The 14,939-nt window shown below is 70.5% G+C and carries 13 protein-coding genes; 8 read left to right on the top strand and 5 right to left on the bottom strand.

The genetic code is table 11. The annotated features are described in order from the left end of the window. Positions 1-20: 20 nt before the first annotated feature. Genes tgt through queA form a run of 3 tightly spaced genes read right to left on the bottom strand, consistent with a single transcriptional unit; the run spans position 21 to position 3,110 of the window. Positions 21-1,160 (bottom strand): tRNA guanosine(34) transglycosylase Tgt, encoded by a 1,140-nt coding sequence (gene tgt / locus HNR51_RS09755; protein WP_182554810.1) that lies wholly within the window; start codon positions 1,158-1,160, stop codon positions 21-23. Continuing rightward, positions 1,157-1,999, bottom strand: coding sequence for an aminoglycoside adenylyltransferase domain-containing protein (locus HNR51_RS09750; RefSeq protein ID WP_182554809.1), 843 nt, complete (start codon positions 1,997-1,999; stop codon positions 1,157-1,159). Before HNR51_RS09750 ends, tgt begins: the two co-directional genes overlap by 4 nt. A 10-nt stretch (positions 2,000-2,009) precedes the next feature. Beyond that, on the bottom strand, positions 2,010-3,110 hold the full coding sequence (gene queA / locus HNR51_RS09745; RefSeq protein WP_182554808.1) for a tRNA preQ1(34) S-adenosylmethionine ribosyltransferase-isomerase QueA: 1,101 nt from the start codon (positions 3,108-3,110) through the stop codon (positions 2,010-2,012). An 89-nt stretch (positions 3,111-3,199) separates the two neighbouring features. Between queA and HNR51_RS09740 the strand changes: the two genes are divergently transcribed. The 7 genes from HNR51_RS09740 to HNR51_RS09710 all read left to right on the top strand — a co-directional run bounded on the left by HNR51_RS09740 (position 3,200) and on the right by HNR51_RS09710 (position 9,953). Then, positions 3,200-4,660 (top strand): FAD-dependent monooxygenase, encoded by a 1,461-nt coding sequence (locus HNR51_RS09740; RefSeq protein ID WP_182554807.1) that lies wholly within the window; start codon positions 3,200-3,202, stop codon positions 4,658-4,660. A 66-nt stretch (positions 4,661-4,726) separates the two neighbouring features. After that, positions 4,727-4,975 (top strand): hypothetical protein, encoded by a 249-nt coding sequence (locus tag HNR51_RS09735; RefSeq protein WP_182554806.1) that lies wholly within the window; start codon positions 4,727-4,729, stop codon positions 4,973-4,975. A gap of 33 nt (positions 4,976-5,008) precedes the next feature. Further along, the gene (locus HNR51_RS09730) at positions 5,009-5,263 is read left to right on the top strand and encodes a hypothetical protein (protein WP_182554805.1); all 255 of its coding nucleotides are present in this window, start codon (positions 5,009-5,011) and stop codon (positions 5,261-5,263) included. Between the two features lie 85 nt (positions 5,264-5,348). Further along, positions 5,349-6,236, top strand: a complete 888-nt coding sequence (locus HNR51_RS09725) for a cation diffusion facilitator family transporter (protein ID WP_141951936.1) — start codon at positions 5,349-5,351, stop codon at positions 6,234-6,236. 27 nt (positions 6,237-6,263) lie between these two features. Next, complete coding sequence (locus HNR51_RS09720) at positions 6,264-7,046, top strand: class I SAM-dependent methyltransferase (protein WP_182554804.1); 783 nt, start codon at positions 6,264-6,266, stop codon at positions 7,044-7,046. A 74-nt stretch (positions 7,047-7,120) separates the two neighbouring features. After that, entirely contained in the window at positions 7,121-8,593 is a 1,473-nt protein-coding gene (gatB, locus tag HNR51_RS09715) for an Asp-tRNA(Asn)/Glu-tRNA(Gln) amidotransferase subunit GatB (RefSeq protein ID WP_182554803.1), read from the top strand. A gap of 277 nt (positions 8,594-8,870) precedes the next feature. Then, on the top strand, positions 8,871-9,953 hold the full coding sequence (locus HNR51_RS09710; RefSeq protein ID WP_239681668.1) for a GGDEF domain-containing protein: 1,083 nt from the start codon (positions 8,871-8,873) through the stop codon (positions 9,951-9,953). Between the two features lie 23 nt (positions 9,954-9,976). Here the strand turns inward: HNR51_RS09710 and HNR51_RS09705 are convergent, their stop codons facing one another. Both HNR51_RS09705 and HNR51_RS09700 read right to left on the bottom strand, forming a co-directional pair. Next, positions 9,977-11,329 (bottom strand): sigma-54-dependent transcriptional regulator, encoded by a 1,353-nt coding sequence (locus tag HNR51_RS09705; protein ID WP_182554802.1) that lies wholly within the window; start codon positions 11,327-11,329, stop codon positions 9,977-9,979. Further along, a complete protein-coding gene (locus HNR51_RS09700; RefSeq protein ID WP_182554801.1) occupies positions 11,326-13,194 on the bottom strand; it encodes a sensor histidine kinase in 1,869 nt (622 codons plus the stop codon). The genes HNR51_RS09705 and HNR51_RS09700 overlap by 4 nt, the downstream gene beginning before the upstream one ends. A 311-nt stretch (positions 13,195-13,505) precedes the next feature. On the opposite strand from HNR51_RS09700, the gene HNR51_RS09695 reads away from it, so the two are divergent. Next, entirely contained in the window at positions 13,506-14,846 is a 1,341-nt protein-coding gene (locus HNR51_RS09695) for a dicarboxylate/amino acid:cation symporter (protein ID WP_152277483.1), read from the top strand. Positions 14,847-14,939 lie beyond the last annotated feature (93 nt).

Below are 14,939 nucleotides of genomic sequence, written 5' to 3'. Positions count from 1 at the left end.
GCAAGCCCCAAGCCTCCGCCTCACGCCTTCGCGGCGGCTTCCGCCCGCGCCCAGCCGTCCTTGGTTTCGGCGACGAAATCGGCGAGGCGCCCCGCGGCGATGGCCGCGCGCATCCCGGCCATCAGCGCCTGATAATAGGCGAGGTTGTTCCAGGTCAGCAGCATCATCCCCAGGATCTCGTCCGAGCGGACGAGGTGGTGGAGATAGGCGCGGGAATAGTCCCGGGCCGCCGGGCAGTCCGAGGCCTCGTCCAGCGGCCGGGTGTCCTCGGCATGGCGGGCGTTGCGCAGGTTGATCCGGCCGTGCCTTGTATAGGCGAGGCCGTGGCGGCCGGCGCGGGTCGGCATCACGCAATCGAACATGTCGATGCCGCGCATCACCGACTGCATCAGGTCGTCCGGGGTGCCGACGCCCATGAGGTAGCGCGGCTTGGTGGACGGCAGGTGCGGCTCCACCGTCTCGATCATCGCCAGCATCACCGCCTGCGGCTCGCCGACCGCGAGCCCGCCGATGGCGTAGCCCTTGAGGCCGAGATCGGTCAGCGCCCGCGCGCTCTCGACCCGCAGCTCCGGCACGTCGCCGCCCTGGACGATGCCGAACATCGCCTTGCCCGGCTGCTCGCCGAAGGCGACGCGGCAGCGCTCGGCCCAGCGCAGGGACAGGTGCATCGCCTTCTCGATCTCCGGCCGCTCGGCCGGCAGGCGCACGCATTCGTCGAGCTGCATCTGGATGTCGGAGCCGAGCAGCCCCTGGATCTCGATGGAGCGCTCCGGGCTCATCCGGTGGGCGGTGCCGTCGATATGCGAGCGGAAGGTGACACCCTCCTCGTCGATCTTCCGCAGCGCCGAGAGCGACATCACCTGGAAGCCGCCGGAATCGGTGAGGATGGGTCCGTCCCAGCGCATGAAGCGGTGCAGGCCGCCGAGCCGCGCCATCCGCTCGGCGCCGGGGCGCAGCATCAGGTGGTAGGTGTTGCCGAGCACCACGTCGGCGCCGAGGTCGCGCACCTGCTCGGGATACATCGCCTTGACGGTGGCGGCGGTGCCCACCGGCATGAAGGCCGGCGTGCGGATGTTTCCGCGCGGCATCGCAATGTGGCCGGTGCGGGCTTGGCCGTCAGTGGCCGAGACCGTGAAGGAGAAGTCGAGAGGATCTGTCATCGGTCCGGGGATGTGGGGGCCGTCTCGGGAGCCTGATACCCCCCGGCGCCGTCGATCAGGAAACGCATGGTGTCGAGGCCGGCGCGCAACTCCGCTGGCGAGACCCGCTCCAGCGCCCCGTCACGGGCGTCGAGCGCGTCCCACACGGCCTGCTGATGTTCTTCCGGCAGGCGCTCCAGCACGAAGCGCCCGCCCTCGCGCTTCGAGACGATCCGCCCGGTGGCGAGGGTGCAGAGAATGCGGCTCACGCCGAGAACGCCCCGTTCGAGGTCGGCCGCGTCGCTCTCCGCGTCCGGCGCTTGGCCCGCCAGCGCCGCCTCGCATCGCGCAATCCAGGGGCGCCACGTGGTGTCCAGCTCGGCCAGGGCGTGGGCGTGGAGCGCCGCGTCGTCGTCGGCGATGCCGAGGGCGGCAGGGGTGGCGCCGAGGATCGGACGGCTGGCGCGGGCGAGACAGCGCCAGAGCACCGGATTGACCTCGCGGCAGGGCTCGCCGGTGCGCAGCCGCCCCTCCATGCTGAAGGGCAGGACGGCACCCCTCTCCGGCGTACGCCGAAGGGCATCGATCGGCAGGTAGACGCCGTCGAGAGACGGGCCGCCGGCTTGCGCCAGGATCGCGTGGATGCGGGCGAGCGCGTCGGTCGCCTCGGCCGATGCAGGCGCGTCGAGGAGGGCGACGAAGTCGATGTCGCTGCGGCCGGGCCGGAAATCGCCGAGCGCCACCGAGCCGACGAGATAGAGCCCGCGCAGCCGCGGACCGCCCTCGCTCGCCATCAGGCCGAGGAAGCGATCGACGGTGCGGGCGACATCGACCCGGAGCGGCGGGCGCCGGCTGCTCATGGCAGGGCCTTCATGGGGCACGCTCCGGAAACAGCAGGCTGGCGTCGCCGTAGGAGTAGAAGCGGTAACCCGAAGCGATCGCGTGGGCATAGGCCGCGCGCATGGTGTCGAGGCCGGAAAAGGCCGAGACCAGCATGAACAGGGTCGAGCGCGGCAGGTGGAAGTTCGTCACCAGGGCATCGACCGCGCGGAAGCGGTAGCCCGGCGTGATGAAGATGTCTGTGGCCCCGGAGAACGGGCGGACCGTGCCGTCGGGGTCGGTCGCGCTCTCCAGAAGCCGCAGCGCCGTGGTGCCGACGGCGACAATCCGGTTGCCCCGCGCCCGCACGGCGTTGAGCCGTTCCGCGGTGGCCGTATCGAGGATGCCGATCTCGGCATGCATCCGGTGGGCCTCGGTATCGTCCGCCTTCACCGGCAGGAAGGTGCCGGCGCCGACATGAAGCGTGACATGGATCCGCTCGATCCCGGCGGCATCGATCCCGTCGAGCAGCGCGTCGGAAAAATGCAGGCCGGCGGTGGGGGCGGCGACCGCGCCCGGCTCGCGGGCGTAGACGGTCTGGTAGTCGGTCGTGTCCCTCGCGTCGGTGGCGCGCTTGCCCGCGATGTAGGGCGGCAGCGGCAGGGCACCGAGCCCGGCAATGGCCTCGTCGAGGGCCGGCCCGGCGAGGTCGAAGCGCAGCAGGATCTCCCCGCCCTCCCCCCGTTCCTCGACCGTCGCGTCGAGGCCGGACAGGACACAGACTTCGCTCGCCCCTTGGTTTGCACCCTCGCCGCCGAAGCGGATCCGGTCGCCGGGAGCGAGGCGCTTGGCGGGGCGGGCGAAGGCGCGCCAGCGGTCCGGCGCCTCGCGCAGATGCAGCATCGCCTCGCAGCGCTGGCCGGTGCCGCCCTCCCGGTGGCGGATGCCGGAGAGCCGGGCCGGGATCACCCGCGTGTCGTTGAAGACGAGGGCGTCGCCGGGATTCAGGAGCGCGGGCAGATCGCGCACGCCGCGATCCGCCAGCGTTTCGCCGGGGCGCACCACGAGCAGGCGGCTCGCGTCGCGGGGGCTCGCCGGCCGCAGCGCGATCGCAGCCTCCGGCAACTCGAAATCGAACAGATCCACGCGCATGCCGCGCCATCAGCACGGATGGGCGCGCGACGCAAATGGCGGATTGATCCAGGGCGAGGCTCGGCGCAGCATGACCCGCGGAGACGGCGATGGAAAAGGTCCTGATCGTCGGCGCCGGGCCGGTCGGCCTGACGCTCGCCTGCGAACTGGCACGCTATCGCATCGGCGTCCGGCTGATCGACCGCGCGCCCCGAGCGACGCAGACCTCGAAGGCGCTGGTCGTCTGGTCGCGCACCCTCGAACTGATGGACCGGATGGGCTGCACCGGGGCCTTCCTCGCGGCGGGTCTGCGCGCCCGCGGCGCGACGCTGCGGGCGGGCGGCCGGGTGCTCGGAGGCCCGGACTTCTCCGATATCGCCAGCCCCTACGCCTTCGGGCTGATGATCCCGCAACGCGACACCGAGCGGCTTCTGGCCGAACATCTCGGCTCCTTCGGCGTCGCGGTCGAGCGGGAGGTCGAGCTTCTCGCCTTCGCGCAGACGCCGGACGGCGTGGAGGCGCGGCTCTCCCATGCGGACGGGCGGCAGGAGAGCGTGACGACCCCCTTCCTGCTCGGCTGCGACGGCGCTCACAGCACCGTGCGCCACGGGCTCCGCCTGGCCTTCCGCGGCTCGGCGCAGGGCGACGAATGGCTGCTCGCCGACATCCGCCTCGCGGGCGGCGGCGCTCCGCCGGGCGATGCCATCGCGGTCTATCTCCACCGGGACGGGCCGTTCGTGATCTTCCCGATCCCCGGTGGCCGGGCGCGGGTCGTCGCGACCGTCGGCTGGGCGGACGGACGAGCGAAGCCCGATCCGACGCTTGCCGAGGTGCAGGCGCTGGTCTCCGCCAGGGCTGGCGCCGGGATTCAGGTGTCCGATCCGGTCTGGCTCAGCCGCTTCCGCATCCACGAGCGCAAGGTCTCGGAATACGGCCGAGGCCGCGTGTTCCTGGCGGGCGATGCCGCGCATATTCACAGCCCGGCCGGCGGCCAGGGCATGAACACCGGCATGCAGGATGCGGTGAACCTCGCCTGGAGGCTCGCCCTGGTGCTGCGGGGCGAGGCCCTCCCGACGCTGCTCGACAGCTACAGCCCGGAGCGCAACGCCGTCGGCGAGACGGTGTTGCGCAATGCCGGGCGGCTCACGGCCCTGGCGACGCTGGCCAACCCGGCGGCTCAGGCGCTCCGCAATCGCGCTTTGCGGTGGCTCCTCGGCCTCTCCACGGTGCGGCGGCGGATGGCCGCGATGATGAGCGAGATCGAGATCGGCTATCCCGGCTCCCCGCTTTCCGTCGGGGCGGGGGCCGGCCTGCGGTGGCGGCCCGAGGATTCGGACGGGCCGCCGCCGGGCGCGGGCGCCGATCCGCGCTTCGTTCTCTACGCGGCGGAGGAAGAGGGCGGTGCCGCACTCGCCGCCCGATACCCCGGCTTGGTCCAGCCCGTCCCGCGCCGGACCCCGACGCCGGGGCGCCTGCATCTGGTGCGGCCCGACGGCTATGTCGGCTTCACCGCCGGCGCCGCCGATGTGGAGGCCGCCGCTCACTACCTCAAAGAAATCAAGACATCCTAAGGGTCGTGCAGCCGAGGCGCCGCCTCGCGCGTTGAGACACCGTTTCGATCGAGAAAGCTGTCCACGATGAAATGGTACGCCGTCCAACTGCGCGATCCCGCCGACCCGCGCTGGCCCCTGCCCGAAACGCCGCGGATCACCCTCAAGGCCGAGGACGCGAACGACGCCCGCTGCCGCTTCGAGGAGGCCTATCCGAGCGAGCCCTTCGGCACGCCCGGCCACCCGACCGGCGATGTCGGTCCCGGCAGCTTCCGGGGCGATGCGGAGGCGCTGGTGGTCGAGCAGACCGATGCACCGCCCGCGCCGCACGCGTGACGCAGACCCACGGCTTCCGAGGATGTTCGCGCCATGACCGAGACCAGCAGAAAGCCGCCGCACGAGACCCTCGACGCGCAGCTCGTGCGCTACTGGGAGCGGGAGGCGGCCCGCTTCGACGAACTCTCCGCGCGGGCGAGCTTCGGCTGGATCGCCCGCAACTACGCCCGCCGGGCCGAGCGCGCCCGCGACAAGGCCGAGCGTTCCCGCGCCAAGGAGATCGCCCGCGGGCGCCTGCCCGCTACGGCGCAGGCGCGGTCCGGCCCGGACGGCGATAGCCCGGGCTAAAACCTTTGCCGTGGCCTTCCGGGGCCGCGGGTCTTAAGGGCGGGGCATCCCCGTTTCCCGCCCTCCCCGCCCTCGTTGAAGCCGCATGTCAGGAACCGAGAAGGCCGCCCTGGCGAGCGCTGCCGTCGGCGTGCTCGTCACCGCCCTGAAATTCACCGCCTACTGGCTCACCGGCAGCCTCGCGCTCTACTCCGACGCGCTGGAGAGCATCATCAACGTGGTGGCCGCGGCCTGCGCCTTCCTGGCCGTGCGCGTCGCCGCGCAGCCGGCCGACGAGGACCATCCCTACGGCCACCACAAGGCCGAGTACTTCTCCGCGGTGATCGAGGGGGCGCTCGTCATCGTCGCCGCCCTGCTCATCCTGCGTGAAGCCTATTTCGGCATCCTCGACCCGAAACCCCTCGACGCGCCGGCGATGGGTCTGGCGATCAACGGCGTCGCCACGGTCATCAACGCCGTCTGGGCGATGCTGCTGTTCCGGCGCGGCCGGCGGCTGCGCTCGCCCGCCCTGCTCGCCGATGCCCGCCACATCGCCGCCGACGTGGTGACCTCGGGCGGCGTGCTCGTCGGGCTCGGGCTGGTTCTCGTCACGGGGACGCTGGTGCTCGATCCGCTCGTGGCGGGTCTGGTCGCCCTCAACATCCTGTGGTCCGGCTGGTCGATGGTGCGCGACTCGATCAACGGCCTGATGGATCAGGCCGCCTCGCCCGAGATGGTGGCCCGTATCCGCGCCCTGATCTCGACCCATGGCGAGGGCGCGCTGGAGGCGCACGACGTGCGCACCCGCCACGCCGGCAGCGCCACCTTCATCGATTTCCACCTCGTCGTGCCGGGCGAGATGACGGTGTTCGAATCCCACGCCATCTGCGACCGGCTGGAGGAGGTGATCGAGGCCGCGATCGAGGGCGCGGTGGTGGTGATCCACGTCGAACCAGGCGATCAGGCCAAGGGTCGTGGCGTCCCGGTGATTTGAGGCGGGCGCCCGGCTATAGGGCTTCACATGAAGCGGGTCTTCCTCACCTCCACGCCGAGCCATCGCAATGCCTACGACCTGTTCGAGGGGCGCTGGGCGAGCGATCTCAGCGAACTCGTGTCCGACCTGCCGGTCGGCGGTGGCCTGCCGGGCTTCCGCGCCGATCCCCGCCCGCGCCAAGCGGCGGAGACCCTCGGCCGCGAGGGGCGTTTCGACGGCTACGACATCCTCGAACTCGGACCGCTCGAAGGCGCCCATACCTGTCAGCTCGAAGCGCTCGGCGCGAACAGCGTCACGGCAGTCGAGTCGAACTCGGAGGCCTTCCTCAAGTCGCTCGTCGTCAAGAACATCGCCGGGCTCACCCGCTCGACCTTCCTGCTCGGCGACGTCAGCCGGCATCTGGCCGCGCCGGGGCCGCGCTACGACCTGATCTTCGCCTGCGGCATCCTCTACCATATGTTCGACCCGCTCGAACTGATCCGGCTCGCCGCCGCCCGCTCCGACCGGTTGTTCCTCTGGACGCATTACTACGCCCCGCAGGCCCGCCTGCGCCGCCACGTGCCGCGCCCCGTGGAGCAGGACGGGATGCGGCTCACCCTGCACGAACTGACCTATCGCGACCGCGGGCTCGCCACCTTCTGGGGCGGCAACCAGGGCAAAACCCGATGGATGGAGCTGCCCGACCTGATCCGCGTGCTCGCCCATTACGGGCTCACCGAGACGACGGTGATCGCCGACGACCCGGACTTCGTGAACGGGCCGGCCGTGACGCTGGCCGCGCGGCGTCCGTCGGCGCCCCCGCCCGCTTGACCCGTCCCGCACGGGCTCCCTACACAACCCTCGAAGGCGCCGATCCGGCGGCGCCGGCACCGAAGTCGAAGAGAATGACCGAGCGCGTCGATCCGAAGAAGCTCATCAAGGGCGGCCTGCACGACTGGGAGGTCGTGATCGGGATGGAGATCCACGCCCAGGTCACCAGCCGCTCCAAGCTGTTCTCCGGCGCCTCCACCGCCTTCGGCGGCGAGCCCAACGACCACGTCTCGCTGGTCGATGCGGCCATGCCGGGCATGCTGCCCGTCATCAACGAGGAATGCATCGCCCAGGCCGTCCGCACCGGTCTCGGCCTGAAGGCGCAGATCAATCTGCGCTCGGTGTTCGACCGGAAGAACTACTTCTACCCGGACCTGCCGCAGGGCTACCAGATCTCGCAGTACAAGGACCCGATCGTCGGTGAGGGCGAGGTGCTGGTCGATCTGCCCGACGGCGAGTCGATCACGGTGGGCATCGAGCGCCTGCATCTGGAGCAGGATGCCGGCAAGTCCCTGCACGACCAGGATCCGACCAAGAGCTTCGTCGATCTCAACCGCTCCGGCGTGGCGCTGATGGAGATCGTCTCGCGCCCCGATCTCCGCTCGTCGGAGGAGGCCAAGGCCTACGTGACCAAGCTGCGCACGATCCTGCGCTATCTCGGCACCTGCGACGGCGACATGGAGAAGGGCAGTCTCCGCGCCGACGTGAACGTCTCCGTGCGCCGCCCCGGCGACCCGCTCGGCACGCGCTGCGAGATCAAGAACGTCAACTCGATCCGCTTCATCGGCCAGGCCATCGAGACCGAGGCACGCCGCCAGATCGCGATCCTGGAGGATGGCGGCAAGATCGATCAGGAGACGCGCCTGTTCGATCCGGGCAAGGGCGAGACCCGCTCGATGCGCTCGAAGGAGGAGGCGCACGACTACCGCTACTTCCCCGATCCCGATCTGCTGCCGCTCGAATTCGACCAAGCCTATGTCGATGGGCTGGCCTCAGGCCTGCCGGAACTGCCGGATGCCAAGAAGGCCCGCTTCATCAAGGATTTCGGCCTCAGCGCCTACGATGCCGGCGTGCTCGTCGCCGAGCGGGCGTCGGCCGATTATTTCGAGGCGGTGGCGCGTGGCCGCGACGGCAAGGCCGCGGCCAACTGGGTCATCAACGAACTGTTCGGACGCCTCAACAAGGAGGGGCGCTCGATCGAGGACACGCCGGTCTCCGCCGAGCAGCTCGGCACCATCGTCGATCTCATCGGCGAGGGCGTGATCTCCGGCAAGATCGCCAAGGATCTGTTCGAAATCGTCTGGTCCGAGGGCGGCGACCCGCGCGCGATCGTCGAGTCCCGCGGCATGAAGCAGGTCACCGATACCGGCGCCATCGAGGCGGCGGTGGACGCGATCATCGCCGCCAACCCCGACAAGGTGGAGCAGGCCAAGGCCAAGCCGACCCTGCTCGGCTGGTTCGTCGGCCAGACGATGAAGGCGACGGGCGGCAAGGCCAACCCGGCCGCGGTCAACGCCCTCCTCAAGGACAAGCTCGGGATCGAGTAGCCCTCGGGCGTCGTCCGGATCTGGACGGAAGGCCGAGCCAAGATTGCGCGCGTCGGTTCGCGGGACTCCAACGTCTTTCGGATCGGCCGCTGCCCGCCGCGAAGGCGCGGGCGCTCGTCAAGGGACGGAAGGCGGCCCGAGCCTGCGCGGTATCCGCTCGAACGGACATTTGCGGAGGATGACGCCTGTTCAAGTCATGACCGCGGATGGCCGGCGAAATTTTGCAACAAAGACTGAAATTTAACGTCGAGTCCGTAATCCTTGCACCGTGACGTCGATGGCCGAGATGCGGGCGATGATGCCGGGACAGGTGCAGCAGCAGTCGGATCCTAGCCTCGAACGCGCCCGGATACCTGCGGAAGCCGCCTGGGAGGCACTCGGCCGATACGGGCTTCCCCCCTCGCCCCGGAACTACGAACTGCTGCACAGCTTCTACAGCGGTGCCAATCCGACGCTGCGCGAACGCCTCGCACCCTGCCTGGCTCCCGGCGGGACGCTGACGGAGGAACTCGCCGGCACGCTCTACGAGTCCTGCATCGCCGACACCGCGCCCGGGGCTATCGTGCTCGATGGCGCGAGCCGACTGGCCGACGCGGCGGGCCGCTTGGCGGAACGGGTCGCGGGCAGCCGGAGGGCCCTGGCCGGCTACGCCGACGCCCTGACTCACTGGTCCGGCCGCCTGAATGCCCGCCCGACCGAGGACGAGTTGATGACGGCGCTCGTCGCCCTGATCGGCGAGACGGAGCAGGCGCAGGCCCGCAACCGCCTGCTGGAGGAGCAGCTCTCGGTCTCCGCCGGCCATATCGACAAGCTGCACCGCGAACTCGTCGAGGCGCAGCGCGCGGCGGTGACCGACACGCTGACGGGACTCGCCAACCGCAAGGCGTTCGATCAGTTCCTGCGCGACGCCATCACCCGGACACGGGCCGATCCCGGCAGCACCTTCTGCCTGATCATGCTCGACATCGACCATTTCAAGGGGCTCAACGACCGGCACGGCCACCGCTTCGGCGATCAGGTGTTGCGGCTCCTCGGGCGCCTGCTGTCGGAAAAGACCACCGACCGCGATCTCGCCGCGCGCTACGGCGGCGAGGAGTTCGCGATCGTGCTCGGCGAGGCCGGTATCGGCGCCGGCGTCGCCCTCGCCCAGCTGGTCTGCGACCGGCTGCGGGGCCAGCGCCTGGTCAAGCGCGGCTCCGGCGAGGTGGTGGCACAGGTCACGATCTCAGCCGGCGTCGCGCAGTACCGGTCGGGCGAGGCCGCCCGCGACGTGATCGAGCGGGCCGACCGCGCGCTCTACGAGGCCAAGCGGACGGGCCGCGACCGCGTCTGCCCCCGGCCGCAGGCCGCCGGTGCCTGAAGGCGCCCGAAACGTCGCGGCTTTCAGCGGAAGTCCGTCGGCGCGAGACCGTAGCGGGCGATCTTGTCGTAGAGGGTTTTCCGCGGAACGCCGAGGGATTCCGCGGCGCCCCGCACATCGCCGCCGGCCATGATCAGCTCCTCGCGGATCAGACCGCGCTCGAACCGCTCGACCTGCTCCGACAGCGTGAGGGCCGTCGTCGGCGCCGCCTCCGGTGCGGCCTGACCGGCGAGGCCCAGGGCGCAGCGCTCGGCGAAGTGGTCGAGCTCGCGCACGTTGCCGGGCCAGGAATGGCGTAGGAGGTGGTCGCGCATCGCCGCCGTCACCGGGGGCGCCTCGCGCCCGAACCGGGCGGCGGCCCGGGCGAGGAAGTGCTGGAACAGCAGCAGGATGTCCTCGCGCCGCTCCCGCAGCGGCGGGATCGCCACCGTCACCACGTTGAGCCGGTGGTAGAGGTCGTCGCGGAACGTGCCGGCGGCGGCCTCCTGTCCGAGATCGACCTTGGTCGCCGAGACGACCCGCATGTCGACCGGGCGCCGCTCGTTGGTGCCGAGCGGCTCGACCACCCGCTCCTGCAGCACCCGCAGCAGCTTGACCTGCAGCGCCAGCGGCATGCTCTCGATCTCGTCGAGGAACAGCGTGCCCCCCTGCGCGTGCTCGATGCGGCCGACCCGGCGTTTCAGTGCCCCGGTGAAGGCGCCGGCCTCATGGCCGAACAGCTCGCTTTCCACCACGCTGTCGGGGAGCGCGCCGCAATTCATCGCGACGAAGTTCTTCGCCGCGCGCCGGCTCCAGCGGTGGAGGGCGCTGGCCACCACCTCCTTGCCGGAGCCGGTCTCGCCGAGCACCAGCACGTCGACATCCGCCGAGGCGACGTCCCGCACGAGGCGGCGCAAACGCACGATCTCCGGCGAGATGCCGAGGAAGGCCGGATCCTCCTCGATCGCCGCGTCGAGCCGGGCCGTGAGCCGGCGGTTCTCCAGAACGAGCCGGCGATGGTCGAGGGCGCGGCGCACCGAGCCCATCAGGGCCTCCGCCGGATACGGCTTGGCGAGGAAGTCGTAGGCACCCGCGCGCATCGCCGCCACCGCCATGGAGATGTCGCCGTGCCCGGTGATGAGGATCACCGGCAGGTTCGGATCCTCGGCGCGGATCCGCTCGAACAGGGCGCGCCCGTCGAGCCCCGGCAGGCGGACATCGGTGACGACGACCCCCGGCGGCTCCGCCCGAATCGCCGCGAGCGCGGGTTCGGCCGCCTCGAAGGTCTCGACCGTGAAGCCGTCGAGTTCGAGGCTCTGGCGGTTGGCACGCCGCACATCCTCCTCGTCGTCGATGAAGACGATCCGTTCGGACGCGCCGTTCGGCTCGCTGCTCATGTGGCCTCCAGGCTCCCGGCCGTCCGACTGTCCTGTGCCGCGTCCGGCGGGGCGAGCGCGCGCGTCAGCTCCATCCGGAAGGTGGTGCCGTCGGCGCCCGAGCGAAGGCCGAGCGTGCCGCCGCATTCCTCGACGATGCCGCGGCAGATCGCCAGACCGAGCCCCAACCCTTCGGATTTCGTGGTGAAGAACGGATCGAACACCTGCGCCCGGACGGCTTCGGGGATGCCCGGCCCGTTATCGGCGACCTCGACCGCGACCCGCTCCCCCGCCTCCTCGATCCGCACGGCGATCCACGGATCGGGCCGGCCGGTCACGGCGTCCAACGCGTTCTGAAGCAGGTTGACGACGACCTGTTCGAGCCGCGGCCCGTCGCCAAGCACGGCGAGGTCGGGCGCGGGCGGCGGCACGTCGAGGGCGATACCGGCCTGCGCGGCGCGCCAGGAGACCACTTCGAGGCTTCCATGGACGATGTCGGCGAGACGGACCGGCTCGCGACGGCCCGAAGCGCGGCGGGCGAAGCCCTTGAGCTGGCGCGTCAGCGTGCCGATGCGCTCGGTCAGCCGGCCGATGGCGGACACGTTCTCCGCCGCGTCCTCGATGCGCCCGCGCCGGACGAGGATCGCGGTGTTGTCGGCGTAGGAGCGGATCGCGGCGAGCGGCTGATTGATCTCGTGGGCCATGCTGGCGGCGAACTGCCCGAGGGCCGCCAGCCTCCCGGCCTGGGCGAGTTCACGGCCCAGGCGCTCGCGCTCGGCCTCGGCGCGGCGGCGCTCCTCGATCTCGGCGAGAAGCTGCTGGTTGGCCTCGCTGAGCGCGTGCGTGCGCTCGGCGACACGAGATTCCAACTCCTCGCGCCGGGCGGCGGCCTCGGCGAGCCGGATCCGCATCCGCCGCCGCCGGCCCATCAGGGTGGCGAGGCCGGCCCAGGCAAGTCCCGTGGTCAGCAGGGCGATGACGTAGCCCTGCGCCCGCTCGCGCTGAACCGCGGCGGCGATCGGGGTCAGGGTGTGCAGGCGCCATTCGGTGCCGGGGATCGGCGCATCGAGCATCAGCGCCGGCCAAGCCGGCCGGGCGGTGCCGCCGACGCGTACGAGGTCGCCCGCCTCCGCCACGGCGTGGATCGGCAGGGGAGAGAGCGGCGCCTGCCCGAATTCCAGCGCCTCGCGGATGCGCTTGCGCTCCGCCTCGTCGATGCTGCGCAGGGCCTTGAAGCGCCAGCCCGGCTCGCTCGCCACCAGCACGATGCCGCGGGCATCGGTGACGAACACGCTCTCGCGGCTCGCGCGCCACGCCGACTCAATGGCGTCGAACTCGATCTTGACCACGACGACGCCGGCCGAGCGCGGCAACCGGCGGGCGAGATAGAAGCCCGGCCGGCCGCTGACCGTGCCGAGGGCGAATTGCGATCCGGATCCGGTCGCCATCGATTCCCTGAAATAGGGCCGGAAGCCGTAATCGCGGCCGATGAAGCTCTTCTCCGCCGTCGCGTTGCTCGCAGCCACCGTCACGCCGTCGGCGCCGATCACGTAGATCACGGCCGCGCCGGTCGCCGCAGCGATCTGAGCAAGACGGCCGTTCACGCCTTCGACGAGAGCGGGATCGGGGGCCGGTGCCACGACGCGCTCGATCTCGGGATCGGCCGCGAGCGCGAGCGGCAGCGCGCTCTGCGTCTGCATCTCGGCCCGCAATGCGGCGACCTGAAGCCCCAGCGCCGAGGTGGCGGAGCGCCGCAGGTCGGCGAGCGCCCAGCGTTCCGCCACCCGCCCACCGAGCCAGCCGGCCAGCACCAGGGCCGCCAGCCCGACCATCAGGGCCAGCGTCCGGCGGTAATCCTTTGCGGAGAGAACGGCAGCGGCGATCACGCCCACGGGTCCGGTGCGGAATTCCGGAACGATCCGGCGCCTCGCGTGCGGATCCCCGCAAGGGGCTTGCGGAGCGAATCCCGGTGCGAGCGAGAAATATCATTCATGTCAGTGCTTTAACAAAAAGTTATCAGCTCCTGCGAGCTGGCATGCCGGTTGCCATTCCTCTGTCGAAACGCAGCCATGAGCCAACCGCAGAGCTGTGTGCCGCGAGGCCAAAAGCAAGAGCGGACGGCGCCGGAATCCTCCCGAGAGAGCATTCGGCGAACCGATCCGACGGACCCGCCACCGTCCGACAGGGAGAAATGTCCATGGCCGCCGTGCCGTCTCCGCTGACCGCGCCCCACGCGCCGTCCGCGCCCAAGCCAATCTACCGCACGCTCTACTTCCAAGTGCTGGTCGCCGTCGCCATCGGCATCACGCTGGGGCACTTCTACCCGAAGCTCGGCGCCGACATGAAGCCGCTCGGCGACGCCTTCATCAAGCTCGTCAAGATGATCATCGCGCCGGTGATCTTCCTCACCGTCGTCTCCGGCATCGCCGGCATGACGAACCTCGAAAAGGTCGGCCGCGTCGGCGGCAAGGCGCTCGCCTACTTCCTCACCTTCTCGACGCTGGCCCTCATCGTCGGCCTCATCGTCGCCAACGTGCTCCAGCCCGGCCACGGCCTGCACATCGACCCGAACTCCCTCGATCCGAAGGCGGTCGCGACCTATGCCGGCAAGGCCAAGGAGCAGAACATCGCCGACTTCCTGATGAACATCATCCCGACGACCGCCGTCGGCGCCTTCGCGGGCGGTGAGATCCTTCAGGTGCTGTTCTTCTCGGTGCTGTTCGGCTTCGGCCTCGCCTTCCTCGGCGAGCGCGGCAAGCCGGTGCTCGACATCATCAAGGTGATGTCGGAGGCGATCTTCGGCGTCGTGAACATCATCATGAAGGTCGCTCCCATCGGCGCCTTCGGCGCGATGGCCTTCACCATCGGCAAGTACGGCATCTCCTCGCTCGCCAACCTCGCCTACCTCGTCGGCGCCTTCTATCTGACCTCGGCGATCTTCGTGCTCGGCGTGCTCGGCGCGGTGGCCCGCTACAACGGCTTCTCGATCATCCGGCTCATCCGCTACATCAAGGAAGAGCTGATGCTGGTGCTCGGCACCTCCTCCTCGGAATCCGCCCTGCCCTCGCTGATCGAGAAGATGGAGCGCGCCGGCTGCTCGCGCCCCGTGGTCGGCCTCGTCGTCCCCACCGGCTACTCGTTCAACCTCGATGGCACCAACATCTACATGACGATGGCGGCGCTGTTCATCGCCCAGGCCACCGACACGCCGATCACCTACGGCGAGCAGATCCTGCTGCTGCTCGTGGCCATGCTCTCCTCGAAGGGCGCGGCGGGCGTGACCGGCTCGGGCTTCATCACCCTGGCCGCGACGCTCGCCGTCGTCCCCTCCGTGCCGGTCGTCGGCATGGCGCTGATCCTCGGCATCGACCGCTTCATGTCCGAGTGCCGCGCGCTCACCAACTTCATCGGCAACGCGGTGGCCTGCATCGTCGTCGCCCGCTGGGAGGGCGAAGTCGACGAGGCGAAGCTGAGAGCCGCTCTGGGCGGCAAGCCGGTTGCCGAGGCGCCCGCCCCGGCCCTCCAGCCGGCCGAGTGATCCGGGCCGGAGGGCGCACCGTCCTGCGTCCTCCGTCCGGTATGGGAGCCGCGGCAGCCTGAAACGGGCTGCCGCGGTTTCTCGCTTTCAGGC

The organism is Methylorubrum thiocyanatum (assembly GCA_014138645.1).
GTDB lineage: Bacteria > Pseudomonadota > Alphaproteobacteria > Rhizobiales > Beijerinckiaceae > Methylobacterium > Methylobacterium thiocyanatum.
This window is presented reverse-complemented; position numbering and strand designations above follow the sequence as displayed.

Excerpts from the sequence above, each read along its gene's own strand:
- HNR51_RS09740 (WP_182554807.1), top strand. The coding sequence starts at position 3,200 with ATGGAAAAGGTCCTGATCGTCGGCGCCGGGCCGGTCGGCCTGACGCTC.
- queA (WP_182554808.1), bottom strand. The coding sequence starts at position 3,110 with ATGCGCGTGGATCTGTTCGATTTCGAGTTGCCGGAGGCTGCGATCGCG.
- HNR51_RS09750 (WP_182554809.1), bottom strand. The coding sequence starts at position 1,999 with ATGAGCAGCCGGCGCCCGCCGCTCCGGGTCGATGTCGCCCGCACCGTC.
- HNR51_RS09695 (WP_152277483.1), top strand. The coding sequence starts at position 13,506 with ATGGCCGCCGTGCCGTCTCCGCTGACCGCGCCCCACGCGCCGTCCGCG.
- HNR51_RS09735 (WP_182554806.1), top strand. The coding sequence starts at position 4,727 with ATGAAATGGTACGCCGTCCAACTGCGCGATCCCGCCGACCCGCGCTGG.
- HNR51_RS09720 (WP_182554804.1), top strand. The coding sequence starts at position 6,264 with ATGAAGCGGGTCTTCCTCACCTCCACGCCGAGCCATCGCAATGCCTAC.
- HNR51_RS09710 (WP_239681668.1), top strand. The coding sequence starts at position 8,871 with ATGGCCGAGATGCGGGCGATGATGCCGGGACAGGTGCAGCAGCAGTCG.
- HNR51_RS09705 (WP_182554802.1), bottom strand. The coding sequence starts at position 11,329 with ATGAGCAGCGAGCCGAACGGCGCGTCCGAACGGATCGTCTTCATCGAC.
- HNR51_RS09725 (WP_141951936.1), top strand. The coding sequence starts at position 5,349 with ATGTCAGGAACCGAGAAGGCCGCCCTGGCGAGCGCTGCCGTCGGCGTG.
- gatB (WP_182554803.1), top strand. The coding sequence starts at position 7,121 with ATGACCGAGCGCGTCGATCCGAAGAAGCTCATCAAGGGCGGCCTGCAC.
- tgt (WP_182554810.1), bottom strand. The coding sequence starts at position 1,160 with ATGACAGATCCTCTCGACTTCTCCTTCACGGTCTCGGCCACTGACGGC.
- HNR51_RS09730 (WP_182554805.1), top strand. The coding sequence starts at position 5,009 with ATGACCGAGACCAGCAGAAAGCCGCCGCACGAGACCCTCGACGCGCAG.